Raw genomic sequence first — 18,747 nt, 5'->3', positions numbered from 1 at the left:
GCGTCGGCGGGCGCGGTTGAGTCGGGAAGGCGGACACGGGCTCACCGCTGCCCCAGATTGGCGATGAGACTGACGGACACCGCGATAACGACGGTGCCGAAAAGGTAGGAAAGCAGGGCGTGCCCGAAGGCGACCTTCCGGATGCGGGTGCTGGCCAGCACATTGTCCGATACTCCGTAAGCCATCCCCACGGTGAACGCCGTGTAGGCGAAGTCGCTGTAGCTCGGCGGCTGCTCCTGCTGGAAGTCGATGCCTCCGTCATCGTCGACGTAGTACAAGCGTGCGTACTTGAGGGCGAAAACGGTGTTCGTCAAAGCCCAGGACAGGGCCACGGTCACCAAGCTCAAGATCACCTCGATCACGGCAACCGGATCCTGATCACTGCTCGGGCGGAGGAGCGCGGCCACGACGGCCGCGAGACTCGCCACCGCGCCGATCAGGATGCCCGTGTCGGTGGTGTGCGTCCCGCCTTCCTCTTCGGCGATGCGCTTGGTCCCCTCGTGGTCCTGCCACCAGCTGATCTGCCACACCCACGCCAGGACGAGGGAAACCGCCACATCCCAGGTGACGAAGAAGAACAGTTCAGGGGCGCCGATGAGTGCGACGCCTCCGCCGGCCACGGCGCCGAGCAGGACGCACATCAAAACCCGCCGCAAGGAAAGTACCCGCTGTCCGCGACGCCCCTCCATTGCCCCCACCTGCACCAGATTGTCACGGGACGGCCCGACGCCACCCCTTCACCGCGCATCTCCGCATGCTCGCTGTCACTGATCTTGCCCTCGCCCCGAGGAATTACCCGCAGGCCCCGAGCACAGCTCAGATCAGCGGCGGTGATCCCATTGGTCGCACAGACCGCGGCATAACGCGAGTTGCGCCCGGTGGCGAACGCGTTCGGCTGCAGGATCGGCGAAACGTTACAAGTCGCCGAGCGCGCCGCGGTACGGAAACCGGTCGACGTGGCCGCCGGCGAGGCACCAGCAACACGCCGAATCTCGTCATAGCAGCAGGTCGAAGACACGGATGGTGCGTGTCCACTCCTCGCTCGCCGGGTTCTTGCGAGCAGGCTCCATGACTCTGATCGCCCTGGCGAGCGCCACGGAGAGCCCACCCGACACGGCCGGAAGCCTGGCCTCGGCTTCTTCGCTGAGCGACAGATCGAGCGGAGGCAGCGCCGCGAGCTCCGCCAGGATAGATGCCAGGTCCAGTTCCTCGTCCAGGTCCCGGAAGTCGTGCATGCTCTCCTGCAGTCCTTTGGTGATGGGCAGGTCCCAGGGCTGGATGATGTCCCGCCGGTTCGACTTCGCGGCGGCCTCGGCGACGACGAGCATGTCGTACAGTTTGCGGTTGACGAAGTCGCTGTAGCGCTTGAGGTCGGACTTGTCCACGTCGAGTCCCGCGGCGGCGCGAAAGAAGTGCTCGAACCTGGAAACTGCGATCACGGGCATGTGGATCACCGTCTTTCCTGTTGATTCCCTGTGGCAGTGAATCTTTCGTGCACCATGCGGACCGCCATCGCGCCTTCACCGACCGCGGAGGCGACTCGCTTGACGGAGCCGCTGCGAACGTCGCCGACGGCGAATACGCCCAGGTGCCCTGTTTCCAGGGGAAGGGCGCCCCAGGGCGACGTGCCCTGGCCCGTGAGGACGAAGCCGCGGTCGTCCAGCGGGAGAGTTCCCTTGAGCCATGCGGTGTGCGGGTCGGCTCCGATGAAGGTGAACAGCGCGCTGGTCTGGATCTCCAGGAGTTCTCCTGTCCGCGTGTTCTGCGCGCGGACGGCCCGTAGTGTGCGATCTCCGAGTAGTTCGCGTACCTCGGTGTAGTACCTGATTTCGATGCTGGGAGCTCGGTCGATCTCGTCGGCGAGGTAGCGGGACATGCTCGCGCGTACGTCGCCGCCGCGCACGAGCATGCATACCGAGGAGGCGTTCCTGGCCAGGTAAAGCGCCGCCTGTCCGGCAGAGTTCCCGCCGCCGACGATGACCACGGGCGATCGCCGGCACATGCGCAGCTCAAACGGTGTCGCCGCGTAGTAGACGCCGGATCCTTCGAATTCTTCCAGGTGGGGAACGTCGAGCTTCCGATAGCGGGCGCCGGTGGCGATGATCACGGCATGGGCCCTCGCGGCGCACTCGCCCTCCACGATGATGCCGTAGTGGCCCTCACGCGGTTCCAGGCTGCCCACCTCGGCGGGGACGGTCAGGCGGGCGCCGAACTTGCCTGCCTGGATGACGGCACGCTCGGCGAGCTCGGCGCCCGAGATGCCAGTGGGAAAGCCGAGATAGTTCTCAATGCGGGACGAGGTGCCCGCCTGGCCGCCCGCAGCTACGGCATCGAGCACGACGGTTGTCAGGCCCTCAGAGGCCGCGTACACGCCGGCGGTCAGGCCCGCGGGTCCCGCGCCTACGACGATCACATCGCATACGGCGTCGCTCGACGCAGGGGCGGGCAGCCCGATGGTCTTCGCCAGTTCGGCCGTGGTCGGGTTGCGGAGCACCTGGTGGCCGTGCCAGATCACCACCGGGGTGTCGTGCGGGGAGATGCGCAGCTCGCGCAGGAGCGCGTCCGCGGCTTCGTCCTTCTCCAGGTCGATCCACCGGTGAGGGATCCTGTTGCGTGCGGCGAATTCGAGAAGCCGCCGGGCATCGGGTGAGTATCGGGAGCCGATGATGCGGAACCCGACGTCCAGACCGATCAGCAGGGCGCGGCGGGTCAGGTAGGCCCGCAGGATGAGGTCACCGAGCGCCGGGTCGCCCGCCACGAGCGTCCGCACCTCGTCGGCCGGCACGGCCAGCACCTCGCCGGGCTCCCGCACGACCGCAGTGACGAATCCGGCCTGGCCGGTGAGGAGGCCGAGCTCGCCGAGGAAACGCCCAGGGCCGTGGACTGCGATCGTCCGCTGTTTCGCACCGTCCCCCTCGACCATGGCCACCTTGCCCCGCAGGATCACGATGAACTCGGGGGTAGGCTCGCCCTCCCGGTAGAGGATGTCGCCCGGCGACACGGACCGCCGCTCGCCGTGCAGGGACAACTTGGCGATCTGCCCCTCGTCCAGCCGGGGATAGGCCCCGCACAGGTCCGGTGTTTCCACGCTGGAGTGCTCTGTCATGACGGAGCTCGCACTGCGTCTTCGACCCACTCGCGCAACTGCGGCGCCGGCGCCGCGCCCGCGCGTTGCGCCACGACGCGGCCCTCGTGCAGCACCATGAGCGTCGGGACGGCCGTGATCGTGTATCGGCGGGCGAGGGCCGGAGAGCCGTCCACGTCGACTTTGACGAGTTTGAGCCGTCCCGCCATCTCGCGGGCGAGCTGTTCGAGTGCCGGGGTGACCATCCGGCAAGGCCCGCACCACTGCGCCCAGAAGTCGACCAGAACGGGAAGGTCGGCGCGCTCGGCGACCTCGGCGAAGGTGTTGTCGTCAGCCTCGGCGATCCACGGCAGCGGCCGGTGGCACACCCCGCACAGGGGCTTGCCTCGGTAGGCGTCCGGGACCCTGTTGGGTCTGCCGCAGTTGGGGCAGTTCACGGTGTGCATGTCAGGTCCTGGGCGGATAGAAGGTGACGTTCAGCTCACCCTTGTCGGCGCCGACCGTGATGGTCGATCCGTCGGGCACGTCGCCGGCGAGCAGCGCGCGTCCGATCCTGGTCTCCACCTCGCGGGCGATGAACCGACGCAGTGGCCGGGCACCGTAGACGGGGTCGTAGCCCTGGTTGGCGATGAGCCGGCGTGCGTCCTCGGTGACCTCCAGGGTGAGCCGGCGGCTGGCCAGGCGGCTTCTGATGTCGGCGAACATCAGGTCCACGATGCGCTCGATCTCGGCCTCGGTCAGCGGCTTGAACAGCACGATGTCATCGACCCGGTTGAGGAATTCGGGCCGGAAGTGCATGCGCAGCTCTCCCATCACGCTCTCGCGTGCCTGGGGCTTGATCTCCCCGTCGGCGGTGACCCCGTCCAGCAGGTGCTGGGAGCCGATGTTGGAGGTCATGATGACCACGGTGTTGCGGAAGTCGACCGTGCGGCCCTGCGCGTCGGTCAGCCGCCCGTCGTCCATGACCTGCAGCAACGTGTTGAACACGTCCATGTGGGCCTTCTCGATCTCGTCGAACAGCACCACCGAGTACGGCTTGCGCCGCACCGCCTCCGTGAGCTGACCGCCCTCCTCATAACCGACGTAGCCCGGAGGAGCACCGACGAGCCGGCTGACCGTGTGGCGTTCCTGGTACTCGCTCATGTCGATGCGCACCATGTTGTCCTCGGTGTCGAACAGGGCCTCCGCGAGTGACTTCGCGAGCTCGGTCTTGCCGACCCCGGTGGGTCCGAGGAACAGGAACGATCCGATGGGGCGCCGAGGATCCTTGACGCCGGAGCGAGCGCGGATGACGGCGTCGGCCACGAGCCGCACGGCCTCCTCCTGCCCGATGACACGTTCGTGCAGGATTTGATCGAGCTTGAGCAGTTTGTCCCGCTCCCCCTCCTTCAGCCGGGTCACGGGGATGCCGGTCCAGCGGGAGACGATGGACGCGATCTCGTCCTCCGTGACGACCTCGCGCAGCAGCCGGTGGCTGTTCTGCCGGGATTCGAGCCGCTCCTCCTCGGCGCGAAGCCGGCGTTCCAGCTCGGGGAGCCGGCCGTGGCGCAGCTCCGCGGCACGGTTGAGGTCGTAGGCGCGTTCGGCCTGTTCGGCCTCCCGCCGCACGCTCTCCAGCTCCTGCCGCAGGCTCTGCACCTTGCGCAGGGCCGACCGCTCGGCCTCCCACTGCGCCCGCATCGCCTCGGCCTCGGCACGCGTGGCGACCAGCTCCTTGCGCAGCTCTTCCAGGCGGGACCGGCTCGCGGGGTCGTCCTCCTTGGCCAGCGCGGCCTCCTCGATCTCCAGCCGCATCACCTTCCTGGTCAGCGCGTCGAGCTCGGCCGGCATGGAGTCGATCTCGGTGCGGAGCATCGCACACGCCTCATCGACCAGGTCGATGGCCTTGTCCGGCAGGAACCGGTCGGCGATGTAGCGGTGGCTCAGCGTCACCGCGGCGACGAGCGCGCTGTCCTGGATCTTCACACCGTGGAAGACCTCCAGCCGCTCGCGCAGGCCACGCAGGATCGAAACAGCGTCCTCGACCGAGGGCTCGTCGATCAGTACCGGCTGGAACCGCCGCTCCAGGGCTGCGTCCTTCTCGATGTGCTGGCGATACTCCTGCACCGTGGTCGCGCCGATCATGTGCAACTCGCCGCGCGCGAGCATCGGTTTGAGCATGTTGCCCGCGTCCATGGCGCCCTCGGTCGCCCCGGCGCCGACCACCGTGTGAAGCTCGTCGACGAACAGCAGGATCCGGCCCTCAGCCGCTTTCACCTCGTTCAGCACGGCCTTCAGGCGTTCCTCGAACTCCCCGCGGTACTTGGCTCCCGCGACGAGCGAGCCCATGTCCAGGCTGAAGATGGTCTTGTCGCGCAGCCCCTCCGGGACGTCGCCGCGGGTGATCCGCTGGGCGAGTCCTTCGACCACGGCCGTCTTGCCGACGCCGGGGTCGCCGATCAGCACAGGGTTGTTCTTGGTCTTGCGGGACAGGATCTGGATCACGCGGCGGATCTCCGTGTCGCGGCCGATCACGGGGTCGAGCTTGTCCGCGCGGGCGTCGGCGACCAGGTCGCGCCCGTACTTCTCCAGCGCCTCGTAGGCGACCTCGGGCATGTCCGAGGTGACCCGCTGGTTGCCCCGGACGGCGGTGAGCGCCTGCAGGAACCGGTCCCTGGTCACACCCTGGCCGTGCAGCAGCCGCCCCGCCTCGGTCGCGGAGCCCTCCTCGATCAGGGCCAGCAGCAGGTGTTCGACCGAGACGTACTCATCCTTGAGCCGCCCGGCCTCCCGGTCCGCGGCGTCGAGCAGCCGGGCCAGGCGCTGGGTGAGGAACACCTGGCCGGGCGCGGCGCCCGGGCCGCTGACCTTGGGCCGGTGCGCCAGCTCCGCTTCCAGATCGGCGCGAAGAAGCTGCGTGTCGGAACCCGCCTGTTGCAGCAGCCGGGGCGCCAGCCCCTCGGGCTGGTCAAGCAGGGCCAGCAGGAGATGCTCCCCGTCGACTTCGGTGTGACCGTACCGCAGCGCCTTGGTCTGGGCGTCGTGCAGGGCCTCCTGCGTCTTCTGCGTCATCCTGTTCGGGTCCACTCCAAGTCTCCCTAGCGTCGTGGCAAACGGCCGCGCAGGGCGGCTTCGAGCTCCGCGATCCGATCGAGGAGGTCGATCACCACACCGATCGCGGCGTAGTTGATGGACAGGCCCTCGTGCAGCCGCTGAATGCGGGCGGCCGCCGTGACCTTGGAGGGAGCGAAACACAGCTCCCCTCTGGCGTCCCTGTCGGGTTCCAGCAGTCCGAGGGTCACCAACCGACGGACGATCTCCGGGTGCAGCCCCGTGGCCCGCGCGTAGGAGTCGAGGTCCAGCCGGGACGGGCGTACGAGTGCGTAGATCACGAGCGCCTCCTCGGGTCGAACCGCGATGCGGAGGCGAGCTGTTCGAACAGGCGTCGCTCCGTGTCGGTGAGCTTGGCCGGCACCATGATCCGGACTTCGGCGAAGAAGTCGCCCGCGGGGCCACTCGGGTTGCGCATGCCGCGCCCTCGCAAGCGCAGGCGACGGCCGCTGGACGTGCCCGGTGGCACTGTCAGCTTCGCCTCGCCGCCTGGCGTGTCGATGGGCACCGTGGCTCCCAGTGCCGCCTCCCAGGGAGCGAGCGGCAGGGTGGTGTGGATGTCGCGGCCCTCCACGCGATACCGGGGATGGTCGGCGATCCGCACGATCATGTGCAGATCGCCTGCCGGCGCTCCATCGCCTCCTCGCCCGCCCTGCCCGGCGAGCCTGATGCGCTGCCCGTTCGTGACCCCGGGCGGGATCGTGACGTCCAGCCGCCTGCCATCGGGGAGTGTGATGGTGCGACGGCCGCCGCGGTAGGCCTCCTCGACGGTCAGCGTGAGCTGCGCCTCCTGGTCTGCGCCCGGCACCGGGCCCCAGCGTCGCCTGCCACGGCCGCCGAACATGCCGCTGAGCAGGTCGTCCAGGTCAAGGTCCGCGCCGAAATCAACGCCCTGGTCAGGCGCCGACCGCCATGTGCCACCCGATCCGGCGCGCGTGCCTGCGCGGGCGCGAGCGTAGTCCGCGGGGTCCACGTCGGGCGGGACCTGGCGGAAGTCGTGGCCGAAGGCGTCGTAGCGGCGACGCTGCTCGGGGTCAGAAAGCACAGCGTAGGCCTCCGAGATCTCTTTGAACTTGTCCTCTGCCCCCGGATCTTTGTTGACGTCCGGGTGGTAGGCGCGCACGAGCTTGCGATAGGCGCGCTGGATCTCGTCGGCGTCGGCATTCCTGTCCACGCCGAGTACCTCGTAGAAGTCCCGCCGTGCGGCCATCACTCCGCCTTCTTCGCGACGGCGACTCTTGCGGGCCTCAGCTGCCGCTCGCCCTCGCCATAGCCGGGCCGCAGCACCTCCACGACGGTGCCAGGCTCGACATCGGTCCGTTCGACGGCTGCCACCGCCTCGTGGCGCGCCGGATCGAACATCACCCCCGTCTCGTCATATCGCGGGTAGCCCAGGCTGGCCAGGACGGAGACGGCCTGATCGCGCACCGCTCGCACACCGTCGAGCACCGCCTTCGCGTCGCCGTCGCCGTCGCCCGCATGGCTCAGCGCGAGCTCGAGATTGTCCAGGACGGGCAGCCACGCGGCGGCGACCCTGGCGCGTTCCTCGGCCCGCAGCCGCTCGTTGTCGCGGGCGATCCGCTTGCGGAGGTTGTCCAGGTCGGCGACGGCGCGCAGCCATCGGTCCTCCAGCTCCGCGAGTTTGGCGTCCGTCTCCGCGGACGCGGCGGCGGCCTCCTCAGGGGGCTCCCTCCGGCCCTCGGGTACGTTCTCGTGCATGTCAATCGGGCTCCGAGGTGGTGAACTCCGCGTCGATCACGTCGTCGTCGGCGCCGGGGGCGCCTTCCGCCCGGACATCAGGCGGCACCTCAGGCGTATCCGGCCGGACACTGGCGCCGAGTCCCTGGTACACCTGCTGGAGCTCGGCGCTGAGCGCCCGCAGCCGGTCGATCGGCGCCTCTTCCTTGAGCGCCTGGCGGGCGTCCCCGACGAGCTGCTCCGCACGTGCCTTCTCGTGCACGGGTACGCCGTCGCCGAGCTCCTGTAGCCGGCGCTCCACCTGGTAGGCGACCGAGTCCAGCTCGTTCCGCGCGTCGATGGTCTCCCGGAGCCGAGTGTCCTCGTCACGGTGCTGCTCGGCGTCCGCGACCATCCGCTCGATCTCCGACTTGCCCAGGTTGGAGCTCTCACTGATGGTGATCCGCTGCTCGGCCCCGGTGTCCTTGTCCCGGGCGGAAACGTTGAGAATGCCGTTGGCGTCGATGTCGAAGGTCACCTCGATCTGCGGCACCCCTCGCGGCGCGGGCCGGATGTTCTCCAGCCGGAAGCGCCCGAGCACCCGGTTGTCGGCGGCGCGCTCCCGCTCACCCTGCAGAATCACGATGTCCACGGCGCTCTGGTTGTCCTCCGCCGTGGAGAACGTCTCGGTCCGGCGGGCCGGGATGGTGGTGTTGCGCTCGATGACCTTGGTCATGAGCCCGCCGAGGGTCTCGACACCGAGTGAGAGCGGCGTGACGTCGAGCAGCACGACGTCCTGCACCTCGCCCTTGATGATGCTCGCCTGGATCGCCGCTCCGATGGCGACCACCTCGTCCGGATTCACCGTCATGTTGGGGTCCTTGCCCCCGGTGAGCCTGCGGACGAGGCTCTGGACGGCGGGGATCCGCGTGGATCCGCCGACGAGGATGACCTCGTCGATGTCCGCGGGCCTGAGCTTGGCGTCCTCCATCGCCTGCTCGACGGGATGGATGCAGCGTTCGACGAGGTCGGCGGTGATCTGCTCGAAGGTGGACCGCATGAGCGTGGTGTTGAGGTGCTTGGGTCCGGAGGCGTCCGCCGTGATGAACGGCAGGCTGACCGTGGTCTGGGTCACCGACGACAGCTCGACCTTGGCCTTCTCGGCCGCCTCGAAGAGGCGCTGCAGCGCCTGCGGGTCCTTGCGCAGGTCGATGCCCTGGTCTCGCTGGAACTCGTCAGCCAGATGATCGACGATCCTGCGGTCGAAGTCGTCGCCGCCGAGATGCCCGTCGCCGGAGGTGGCGCGGACCTCGACGACCCCCTCGCCGATGTCCAGGATGCTGACGTCGAACGTACCGCCGCCCAGGTCGAAGACGAGCACGGTCTCGTTGGACTTCTTGTCCAGCCCGTACGCCAGGGCGGCGGCGGTCGGCTCGTTGATGATCCGCAGGACCTCGAGGCCGGCGATGCGCCCCGCGTCCTTGGTGGCCTGGCGTTGCGCGTCGTTGAAGTACGCCGGTACGGTGATGACCGCCTCGGTCACTTTCTCGCCGAGATACTTCGCCGCGTCAGCGGCCAGCTTGCGCAGGATGAGCGCCGAGACCTCCTCCGGCGCGTACTGCTTCTCGCCGACCTGGAAGCGGACGTCTCCCTGCGGCCCTTCGACGACGTCGAACGAGACAGCGTGGATCTCGCTCTCGACCTCGTCGTAACGACGGCCGATGAACCGTTTGGATGAGTAGATCGTTCCCTTCGGGTTCAGTATGGCCTGGCGTCGCGCGAGCTGGCCCACCAGGCGTTCACCCTCAGGGGTGAACGCCACCACGGACGGGGTCGTGCGTGACCCTTCCGCGTTGGGGAGCACGGTGGGGTGACCGTCCTCGGTAGCGGCGATCACCGAGTTCGTGGTTCCGAGGTCGATGCCTACTGCTTTCGCCATTGCTCGTTCGCCTTCCCAATGAGCTCATGGGCCCTGGCCGCGTGTTCTGAGTCGACGAGGACCTCGTACTTGTCGGCCACCAGGCCGGTCTCGGAGACGAAGTCCCGCCGTCCCCCGTGCGCCGCGTGCGCGATAACGCCGAAGATCGCCCCAGCGACCGCGCCCCACAGCAGCCCCCACAGGATCAGGGCGACCAGGGACTCGGCCATGGTCGAGAAGATCCCGAAGAACAGGCCGACGAGCAGGCCGAACCAGGCTCCGCTGAGCGCGCCCCAGCCGGCCGCGCGGAGATAGGTCATGCGCGCGAGGACATGCTCCACCGAGCGCAGGCCCACGCCCACGATCAGCGTTCCGTGTACGGGGAACCCGTGATCCGACAGATAGTCGACGGTCTTCTGCGCCTCTTGATACGTGGGGTAACTGGCGAGCCGTTCCTTGTTGGCGGTGACGGAACCGGTCGGCGCGACGGTCATGGCTCCTCCTCTCCCCGCATCAGGCGGTCACCTCGAGGTGCCGGGGCTTGGCAGCCGCCGCCTTCGGAACGGTGATGGTCAGCACGCCGTCGGAAAGACGCGCCTCGACCCGTTCGGCGTCAACCTCTCCTGGGAGCAGCGTGCGGGGGCCCTCCTCGGCGAACTCTCCCAGGGCTGCGTTCATCAACTGCCCCAGCCGGCCGTAGACGTCCTCAAACTCGCGCATCGGGTATGTCTCGCCGCCCCTGCGGCGCATTGCCAGCAATGCCATCGGTCCCCCTACTGGGATTGGGGGGTTCGGGCTCAGAACTTACTGCTCTGACCCTTGTCGGCGCGCTGGGCGGTCACATCCCCCACACGTGTAGTTTCGGCGGCTCAGCTTTGCCTCTCATCGTGCGACCGGTCGGGGCCGACACGTTCCTGCTCCACCGCGAGGCGTGTGAGCTCGACACGGGAGCCGATGCTCAGCTTGCGGTAGACATGCCGCAGATGGAACGCGACCGTATGGACGCTGAGGAACATCTGCTCGGCGATCTGCCGGTTGGTCCATCCGTCGACGGCGAGCAGGGCGACGGCATGCTCGGTTTCCGTGAGGCTGCCCCAGCCGGAGGCGGGCCGCTGAGTGTGGTGCCAGTGGCGGCGGCGCACCCCCAAGTCGCGCAACCTCCGGCGCACGCGTGCCGCGTCCCTGGTGGATCCGATGTCATCGTAGATCGCCAAGGCTCGGTCCAAACTGGTGACCGCCTCCTGCTGCTCCCCGAGGGCCTTCAGCACCATGCCGAGATCCTCCTCGGCCGAGGCCTGCGCCCATTTGTCCTCGATCTGCTCGGCAGCGAGGGAGAGAGCCTCGCGATCGCCATCGAGCAGGCCCCGGGCGTGCGCGGCGGACGCGGCCAACATCGGGAGGCCCAGGCTGGCGTGGCTGAGGGCCTCCGCCGTGGTGACGATGGACTCGGCCGTTGAACGGTCTCCCGCGCCCATGGCGACCCGCACCATCCACGCGCTCACCGTCGAATCCATGGCGAGCAGCGAAAACAGCTGGAGCGGGCTGGAGAGAGCCGTGAGCAAGGTCATCGCGCTCCGGGGGCCGTCAGACGCCTCGGTGACCTGGGCTGCCAGCAGGGCGTGCCGCGCGTGTGCTTCGCTCGATCCCTCGGCGGGGGCCGCGAGACGTCGCATTGCTTCTCGCAGGTCGCCCCGCCGGAGAGCGACGGCGGCGAGCACGCCGCTGGCCACCTCGGCGGCCAGCGGCATGTTGTGAACGGCGGCGAGGCTCAGAGCTATCTTCCCTGCGGTGACCGCACCGTCGAACCGGCCTGCGGCGAACTGGGCGCGAGCCTCCAATGCCGCGACGTCCGCCGCCCAGGCCAGATGGTCATTGGCGAGCATTTCCGTGCGTGCCTGCTGGAGCATTGCCCGCGCCTCGTCGAGGCGGCGCACATCGATGAGCATCGCCGCGATGGTGAGACAGGATTCGTAGCGGCGTTCGCTCGGCCGGTCCTTGCTGGCCAGCCGCCAGGCGTCCTCGGCCAGCGCAAAGGCGTTCGAGAGCCTGCCCTCGTCCCGCTCGATCGTGGCGAGGGCGGTCAGCGCGGCGACCCTGACTGTTGGACCGTCCCCGGATTCGCCCTCGATGATGTCATTCGCGTATGCACCTACGTAGTCGTCATGCTGGCGGGTCATGGCATACAGCCTCACCACGACCGCGCGGTCGCGCACGTGATGCCAGCGGGCCGGGAGGGCCAGCACACTGTCGGCCTCGTGGATCGCCTCGTCGTCCCTGCCGGTCCGGTACATGATGTCCGACAGCAGGCATCGTAGTTCCGCCACGTTCTGGGCGAAGCGATTGTCGGCGAGACGTTCCTGGACCATGTTCTCGGCCTCCTCCAGCCGTCCACCGGTGACCGCCGCGTGGACGGCAGCGGCCGAAGTGGTGAAACGGCCGCCCGCCGGTTCCAGGTCTGTGAGAGCGCCGAACTGGCTCAGCAGTGCATCCCGTACTGGCGGAGGAACCGATGTGGCGGTGACGCTCGCGACCAGCTCGTAGCGGAAGGCGAGCCCACGCCCGGTGACGTCGAGAATGCCCGCCGCCGTGACTTCCTCGATGGCGGAGAGCAACCCGGCCGGCGTGGTGCCGAGCAGCGACGCGGCCTGCTCGATCGGCAGCGGCCCGCCGAGCACGGCGGCGGTCTCCACCAGGCTTCGGGCCTGCCCGCTCAGGGCGTCGGTCCAGCGTCGCACCACCCCTCGCAGCCGGACGGGCACATGGGCATGTGACATGGCACCACGGGACGCGTCGAGGCGGCCTTCGTCGCGCAGGCCGGCGAGCAATTCGATGATCAGCAGAGGATTGCCCCCGGCACCGGCCACCAGCACACTCGTCATCGGATCGGGCGGCCTCCCGAGCAGGTCCGTTGCCAGCTCCGCGACGGCTTCCGGCGAGAGCGGCGCGAGCTTCACCCGCGCGGCGCCGTTCCGCTCCAGGAAACCGAACAGGGAGGCGGCGCGGCCGTCGTTCTCGGCGGTCGAGCCGCTCAGCAACCAGCCGACGGGCCGAGTCGTCAGCCGGTCGTGTAGGGCACGGACAATCTTCAGCGTCGCCGGTTCGGCCCGGTGCAGGTCGTCGAACACGGCCAGCACCGGCGCTCTGGCCCGCTCTTCGAAGGCCTTCGTCAGGCGGTCCAGCAGGTGCGTCGGTGAGCCGACGGACCGTGCCTCGAACGGGAGGTCGAGGGACTCCAGCAGGAAGCCGCACGAAACGAGTTCGCCCCATTCTTCCACGCCGCCGCGGATCAGGCCGATGCCGTGGTGGGGAGCGACATCGGCGGCTTCGTTCAGCAGCCTGCTCTTGCCCGCCCCGGGTTCACCGTCTACGAGTAGCGTGCCGGTCCCGCCTTGTCGCAGCGTGCGAAGCAGCCCCTCGACCTGGCGCCATTCCCGTTCGCGACCCCGCATCTCGTTCCCTCCAATCGAGGGCTTTCCAGCGCCGGAGCGGCGAATCCCTTGCCTGTGGAGATCTTTTGCGCTCGGTCCACTACATGGCTTGGGGATGTGGTCCGGGGACGACTGGAGCCAAGGTTGTAGTGCCACAGGAGAACGCGAAGGGATGGACGAGATGGCGGAGACCGGTTATGCGCCGTTCAACCGGACCGTGGACAAGACGAACCGGGTCCTGCGTGAGATCGAAGAGGCGCACGGTTGGTCTGCTGAGCAGCGGAACCGATCATACGCCGCCCTCCGGGCGGTGCTTCACGCGCTCCGCGACCGGCTGTCCGTCGAGGAGAGCGCGCATCTCGCCGCCCAACTGCCGCTGCTGATCCGTGGTCTCTATTACGACGGCTGGCGCCCGGGCGCGGTTCCGGTGAAGGTCAACCGTGAGGAGTTCCTCGACCGCGTGTCAAGCGGGGTGAACTTCGAATTCCAGGAAAATACCGAAGATCTCGTCAAGACGGTTTTGCAGGCGCTCAGGAAGCACATTACCGATGGCGAGTGGGAGGACGTGAAATCCAGCATGCCGAGGGACCTGGCTTCGGTGCTGCCCTAGCGGTCAGTCTTTCGCCGTCGGCGCAGGGCGCGGATGAGCCGGAGCGGCATGAGTCCCACCAGGGGGGCTCGCCTGCCGAGATCCTCCCGGTCCTCTTTGTCGAAGGCCTCGGCGTAGCGGCGGGCATCCTCGGCGGAGGCGTATCGTCTGGCGCCGCCTGCCTCGCAGCCTCGCTGGCACTGCCAGCTCATCGTCTCCTGTTCGCTGGTGAACCGGAACCGATGCCCGAGAACCCGACAGCGGAGCATGTAACCCACCGTACAGCGCAGCACGGCCCGGGCTGCGCCGACCCGCCATCCGTCGGTGTTAGGTGAAGGAGCCTTGACCATGACCACAGCGCGGCTTGGCACCGTTCGAACCGATATCCCCGCCCGCCTCGACCGCATGCCATGGGCCAGATTCCACTGGAAGGTCGTCCTCGGGCTCGGAACCGTGTGGATCCTCGACGGACTGGAGGTGACGATCGTCGGCGCGGTCGCCTCCCGCATGATCGAACGTGGCAGCGGCATCGTGGTGAACCCCGCCGACATCGGCACCGCTGCGGCCATTTACGTCGCCGGAGCGTGTATCGGGGCTCTCCTGTTCGGCCAGCTGACCGACCGTCTCGGCCGCAAGAGGATGTTCATGGTCACGCTCGGGATCTACATGGCCGCCACTGTGGCCACCGCCTTCGCCGTCGAGCCCTGGTACCTGTTCCTCATGCGCTTCCTGACCGGGATGGGCATCGGCGGCGAGTACGCCGCGATCAACTCGGCCATCGACGAGCTCATCCCGGCGCGCAACCGCGGCCGGGTGGACCTCGCCATCAACGGCAGCTACTGGGTGGGCGCCGCCATCGGCAGCGTCGCCGCGCTCGCCTTTCTCAGCCCGCTGTTCTCGCCGAGCCTCGGCTGGCGGCTGGCCTTCGCCATTGGCGGCGTCATCGGGCTCGCGATCATGGTCACTCGCCGACACCTCCCGGAGAGTCCGCGCTGGCTGTTCATCCACGGGCATGCCGAGGAGGCCGAACGGATCGTGAACCGGATCGAGGCGGAGGTCCGCGCGGAGACCCATCAGGAGCTTCCGCCTCCTGGCTCTGCGATCACCGTCCGGCAGCGTAAGGCAATCCCCTTCCGCGAGATCACCCGGGTGGCCATGGAGCGCTATCCGCGCCGGATGATCCTGGGCCTGGCTCTCTTCGTCGGCCAGGCGTTCCTGTACAACGCCGTCACATTCGATCTCGGGACGTTGCTGAACGGCTTCTTCGGCGTGACGTCCGGGAACGTCCCGTACTTCATGGCTGTTTTCGCGCTGGGGAACTTCCTCGGTCCCCTTGTCATGGGGCGCTGGTTCGACACCGTCGGCCGCATTCCGATGATCGCTGGCACCTATCTGGTCTCCGCCGCCCTGACCGCCCTGATCGCCGTGCTGCTCATGAACAAGGCGCTGACCACAGGCTCGTTCATGACCCTGATCGCGCTGACCTTCTTCGTGGCCTCGGCGGGCGCGAGCTCCGCCTACCTCACGGTGAGCGAGGTCTTCCCGATGGAGACCCGGGCCCTGGCCATCGCCCTGTTCTTCGCGATCGGCACCGCCATCGGCGGCGTCACTGGGCCGGCCCTGTTCGGCCAGTTCATCCACAGCGGCAACGTGAGCCTGGTGGCGATCGGGTTCCTTATCGGAGCGGCGGCCATGGCCATCGGCGGCATCGCCGAGTTGCTGTTCGGCGTCCGGGCCGAGCAGCAGTCGCTGGAGAACATCGCCCGCCCGCTGACGGCGGAGGAAGAACAGATGGAGCCCGCCGAGCGCGAGTCCCTGCTCCGGGCCGAGCACGAGTATGGCTTGAGCATGGAGGGCAGGCGCGAGGCGGCGGAGCGCAGGGAGCGGGCTCTCCTGCGCAGCAAGCGCCGAAGGGCTTCGGAGAGCGCAGGGGCCCGACGCTTCCGCCCAGGTCCCGGGACCAGGCTGTACTCGCCAGGCGCGATCGGCACCAGTGGGACGGCCAGCCGGCACGCTGCCATCGCCGAGGAAGCCCTCGATCGGGAGATCGACGAGGTGGCTCACGCGCTGGAACACCACGGCCCTGCGGATCGCGACACGCTCGCCGAGCACGTCCACGGCCGCAGGTGGGGACCGGGCCGCTTCCGCGCCGCCCTGCACCAGGCGGTCCGCGAGGGGAGGGTCCAGGAGTTTGCCCCTGGCAGGTACGGCGAGCCGGAGCGTTGAGCCCCCATCGGTGAGAGCGCCCGAACTGCTTGGCTATGGCCACCCCGCTCGGCATCGCGCCGTCTTCCGCACGACGAGTCTTCGCCCACTGCCAGGCGAGGCGTTGGACGACACGACGGCCGCCACGAGCGCGACCGTGACCACGGCACCCAACGGACACCGGTTCACACCGTTCCGCACTCACGAACAGCGATCAGGTCACCCGCACCCACACAGGCGGTCGCGAATCATTGCCCAGCTATTCAGTGTTGCTAGATAGCGGTAGTCAGTGTTACTTTGTACCAGTAGTCAGCAACACCGAGTAGCTCTTCGGCGAAGACCCGTGAGTTCGTCGAGACGTTCATGGCCGACTACCCCCTCGGCCAGTACAGGACCCGCGAACGCAACCGATTCACCCGCGCCATCGCGCGCGCCGCCGGCGAAGACACCGGACGACAAGACAGGACGGACGTATGACGACACAGCACGCCCCGGCCATCCAGGTGCATGGCCTGGAGAAGTCGTACAAGGATCTGCGGGTGCTGCGCGGCGTGGACTTCACCGTGACCCGGGGCAGCATCTTCGCCCTCCTCGGCTCCAACGGAGCGGGCAAGACCACGGCCGTGAAGATCCTGTCCACGCTGCTCAAGGCCGACGCGGGCACGGCCAGGGTCAATGGGTTCGACGTCGCCACGCAACCGGCGAACGTGCGGGAGTCGATCAGCCTTACGGGACAGTTCGCGGCCGTCGATGAGATCCTCAGCGGGCGGGAGAACCTGGTGCTGGTCGCCCGGCTGCGGCATCTCAGGAACCCGGGCAAGATCGCCGATGACCTGCTGAAGCGTTTCTCGCTGACCGAGGCGGGCGCGCGGAAGGTGGGGACGTATTCGGGTGGCATGCGCCGCCGCCTCGACATCGCGATGAGTCTCATCGGGAACCCGCCGGTCGTCTTCCTCGACGAGCCGACGACCGGGCTCGACCCCCAGGCGCGTATCGAGGTGTGGCAGGCCGTCAAGGAGCTCGCCGCTCAGGGCACGACGGTGCTGCTCACCACGCAGTACCTGGACGAGGCCGAGCAACTCGCCGACCGGATCGCGATCCTGCACGAGGGCCGGATCATCGTGAACGGCACCCTGGCCGAGCTCAAGCAGCTGCTGCCGCCCGCCAAGGTCGAGTACGTCGAGAAGCAGCCGACCCTCGAGGACGTGTTCCTCGCCCTCGTCGGCGCCGACAGCAAGCACCGCAACGCCGCTACGACCGCGTAAGGAACTACGATGAGCAAGCACTTCTTCGGCGACACCGCCGTCCTGCTGGGACGGTCCCTGCGCCACATCACGCGCAGCCCCGACACCATCATCACGACCGCGATCATGCCGATCGCCATGATGCTGATGTTCGTGTACGTGTTCGGCGGCGCGATCAACACCGGGTCTGTGTCGTACGTGAACTATCAGCTGCCCGGCATCCTGCTCATCACAGTCGCCTCGGGCATCGCCTACACGGCGTACCGGCTGTTCATGGACATGAAGGGCGGCATCTTCGAGCGATTCCAGTCCATGCCGACCGCGCGGTCGTCGGTGCTGTGGGCGCACGTGCTGACCTCGCTGGTGGCCAATCTGATCTCGCTCGTGGTCGTCGTGCTCGTCGCCCTGCTCATGGGATTCCGCTCGGGGGCGGGAGTGCTGGCGTGGCTCTCGGTCGCCGGCATCCTGATCCTGTTCACCCTGGCCTTGACGTGGATCGCCGTCATCCCCGGCCTGTCCGCGAAGACCATGGAAGGCGCGAGCGCGTTCTCCTACCCGCTCATCTTCCTGCCCTTTCTCAGCTCGGCGTTCGTCCCCACCGAGACCATGCCCGGCCCGCTGCGCGTCTTCGCCGAGCACCAGCCGGTGACCTCTGTCGTCAACGCCATCCGTGCCCTGTTCGCCCAGCAGCCGGTCGGCACCGACATCTGGATCGCCCTGGCCTGGTGCGTCGGCATCCTCATCGTCGCGTACGGCTTCGCCATGAACACCTACCGTCGCAAGATCTCCTAGGCCGCACCGGCGGGGGCCGTCTTGATCCCGGCCGGCGTGGCGGCCCTCCTCACGACGTGCCCTTCGCGCTCCACACAACACGCCTTATCGCGAGAGAAGGAATGCTCATGACCGACTCCCCCCACACCCTCCCGACGATGCCGACCGCGCGTCAGTCCGGCTGTCCCTTCGACCCGCCCAAGGAGCTGATCGAGGCCCGCGAGCAGAGCCCGATCAGCCGCTTCCCCTTCCCCGACGGACACCAGGGCTGGCTGGTCACCGGCTACGACCTGGTCCGGTCGGTCCTGGCCGATCCGCGGTTCAGCTCCCGCAGAGAGCTCATGAGCCACCACCCGACCATCGACTACGGCGACATCGAGGTCCCGCCGGCGCCGCCCGGCGAGTTCCTCCTCATGGACGAGCCCCAGCACAGCCGCTATCGCAAACCGCTGGTGGGCAAGTTCACCGTACGGCGGATGCGGCTGCTCACCGAGCGCGTCGAGCAGATCACCGCCGACCACCTGGACGCCATGGACAAGGCCGGGCCGACGGCAGACCTGGTGACCGCGTTCGCCAAGCCCATCCCCGCCATCGTGATCTGTGAGCTCCTGGGAGTGCCGGACGAGGACCGGGGCTTCTTCCAGGACAACATCGACAAGTTCCTCGGCGGAGAGGTCGGCGACGAGGAACTGTTCGCCGCCTACACCGCGACCCAGCAGTACCTCGCCGAGCTGGTGGCG

The 18,747-nt window shown here is 68.2% G+C and carries 16 protein-coding genes and 1 pseudogene; 5 read left to right on the top strand and 12 right to left on the bottom strand.

Annotation, left to right across the window (positions count from 1 at the left end; all coding sequences use genetic code 11):
- Nucleotides 1-41: 41 nt before the first annotated feature.
- The 12 genes from ABZS51_RS25275 to ABZS51_RS25220 form a co-directional block, all read right to left on the bottom strand.
- Complete coding sequence (locus ABZS51_RS25275) at nucleotides 42-689, bottom strand: DUF1345 domain-containing protein (protein ID WP_355445577.1); 648 nt, start codon at nucleotides 687-689, stop codon at nucleotides 42-44.
- Between the two features lie 306 nt (nucleotides 690-995).
- Nucleotides 996-1,445 carry a DUF1931 family protein gene (locus tag ABZS51_RS25270; protein WP_355445574.1) on the bottom strand — a complete coding sequence of 150 codons (450 nt, stop codon included), beginning with the start codon at nucleotides 1,443-1,445 and terminating at the stop codon, nucleotides 996-998.
- A 5-nt stretch (nucleotides 1,446-1,450) separates the two neighbouring features.
- Nucleotides 1,451-3,106 carry an FAD-dependent oxidoreductase gene (locus ABZS51_RS25265; protein WP_355445571.1) on the bottom strand — a complete coding sequence of 552 codons (1,656 nt, stop codon included), beginning with the start codon at nucleotides 3,104-3,106 and terminating at the stop codon, nucleotides 1,451-1,453.
- On the bottom strand, nucleotides 3,103-3,531 hold the full coding sequence (gene trxA, locus ABZS51_RS25260; protein WP_355445568.1) for a thioredoxin: 429 nt from the start codon (nucleotides 3,529-3,531) through the stop codon (nucleotides 3,103-3,105). Before trxA ends, ABZS51_RS25265 begins: the two co-directional genes overlap by 4 nt.
- A 1-nt stretch (nucleotide 3,532) precedes the next feature.
- Nucleotides 3,533-6,151 (bottom strand): ATP-dependent chaperone ClpB, encoded by a 2,619-nt coding sequence (clpB, locus tag ABZS51_RS25255; protein ID WP_355445565.1) that lies wholly within the window; start codon nucleotides 6,149-6,151, stop codon nucleotides 3,533-3,535.
- 11 nt (nucleotides 6,152-6,162) lie between these two features.
- Nucleotides 6,163-6,456, bottom strand: coding sequence for a chaperone modulator CbpM (locus tag ABZS51_RS25250; protein ID WP_355445562.1), 294 nt, complete (start codon nucleotides 6,454-6,456; stop codon nucleotides 6,163-6,165).
- Nucleotides 6,453-7,385: a DnaJ C-terminal domain-containing protein gene (locus tag ABZS51_RS25245; protein WP_355445666.1), complete on the bottom strand. Its 933-nt coding sequence runs from the start codon at nucleotides 7,383-7,385 to the stop codon at nucleotides 6,453-6,455. Before ABZS51_RS25245 ends, ABZS51_RS25250 begins: the two co-directional genes overlap by 4 nt.
- Nucleotides 7,385-7,894 (bottom strand): nucleotide exchange factor GrpE, encoded by a 510-nt coding sequence (locus ABZS51_RS25240; protein WP_355445559.1) that lies wholly within the window; start codon nucleotides 7,892-7,894, stop codon nucleotides 7,385-7,387. Before ABZS51_RS25240 ends, ABZS51_RS25245 begins: the two co-directional genes overlap by 1 nt.
- Nucleotide 7,895: 1 nt before the next feature.
- Nucleotides 7,896-9,791, bottom strand: a complete 1,896-nt coding sequence (gene dnaK / locus ABZS51_RS25235; RefSeq protein WP_355445556.1) for a molecular chaperone DnaK — start codon at nucleotides 9,789-9,791, stop codon at nucleotides 7,896-7,898.
- The gene (locus tag ABZS51_RS25230; protein WP_355445553.1) at nucleotides 9,776-10,264 is read right to left on the bottom strand and encodes a general stress protein; all 489 of its coding nucleotides are present in this window, start codon (nucleotides 10,262-10,264) and stop codon (nucleotides 9,776-9,778) included. Before ABZS51_RS25230 ends, dnaK begins: the two co-directional genes overlap by 16 nt.
- A 19-nt stretch (nucleotides 10,265-10,283) precedes the next feature.
- On the bottom strand, nucleotides 10,284-10,535 hold the full coding sequence (locus ABZS51_RS25225) for an Hsp20/alpha crystallin family protein (protein WP_355445550.1): 252 nt from the start codon (nucleotides 10,533-10,535) through the stop codon (nucleotides 10,284-10,286).
- Nucleotides 10,536-10,639: 104 nt separating this feature from the next.
- Nucleotides 10,640-13,219, bottom strand: coding sequence for an AAA family ATPase (locus ABZS51_RS25220; RefSeq protein WP_355445548.1), 2,580 nt, complete (start codon nucleotides 13,217-13,219; stop codon nucleotides 10,640-10,642).
- A gap of 151 nt (nucleotides 13,220-13,370) precedes the next feature.
- Here ABZS51_RS25220 and ABZS51_RS25215 point away from each other — a divergent pair, with 151 nt between their 5' ends.
- The 5 genes and pseudogenes from ABZS51_RS25215 to ABZS51_RS25195 all read left to right on the top strand — a co-directional run.
- Nucleotides 13,371-13,808, top strand: a complete 438-nt coding sequence (locus ABZS51_RS25215; RefSeq protein WP_355445545.1) for a DUF2267 domain-containing protein — start codon at nucleotides 13,371-13,373, stop codon at nucleotides 13,806-13,808.
- Between the two features lie 384 nt (nucleotides 13,809-14,192).
- Nucleotides 14,193-16,013, top strand: coding sequence for an MFS transporter (locus tag ABZS51_RS25210; RefSeq protein ID WP_355445542.1), 1,821 nt, complete (start codon nucleotides 14,193-14,195; stop codon nucleotides 16,011-16,013).
- A 452-nt stretch (nucleotides 16,014-16,465) separates the two neighbouring features.
- The gene (locus ABZS51_RS25205) at nucleotides 16,466-17,257 is read left to right on the top strand and encodes an ATP-binding cassette domain-containing protein (protein ID WP_355445539.1); all 792 of its coding nucleotides are present in this window, start codon (nucleotides 16,466-16,468) and stop codon (nucleotides 17,255-17,257) included.
- A 9-nt stretch (nucleotides 17,258-17,266) separates the two neighbouring features.
- Nucleotides 17,267-18,028 carry an ABC transporter permease gene (locus tag ABZS51_RS25200; RefSeq protein ID WP_355445536.1) on the top strand — a complete coding sequence of 254 codons (762 nt, stop codon included), beginning with the start codon at nucleotides 17,267-17,269 and terminating at the stop codon, nucleotides 18,026-18,028.
- A gap of 107 nt (nucleotides 18,029-18,135) precedes the next feature.
- Nucleotides 18,136-18,747, top strand: a pseudogene (locus ABZS51_RS25195) (cytochrome P450); the annotation flags it as partial.

This window comes from Nonomuraea sp. NPDC005501 (genome assembly GCF_040605905.1).
Taxonomy (GTDB): Bacteria; Actinomycetota; Actinomycetes; order Streptosporangiales; family Streptosporangiaceae; genus Nonomuraea.
The sequence above is the reverse complement of the archived record's forward strand: the minus strand, read 5'-3'. Positions and strand labels throughout refer to the sequence as shown.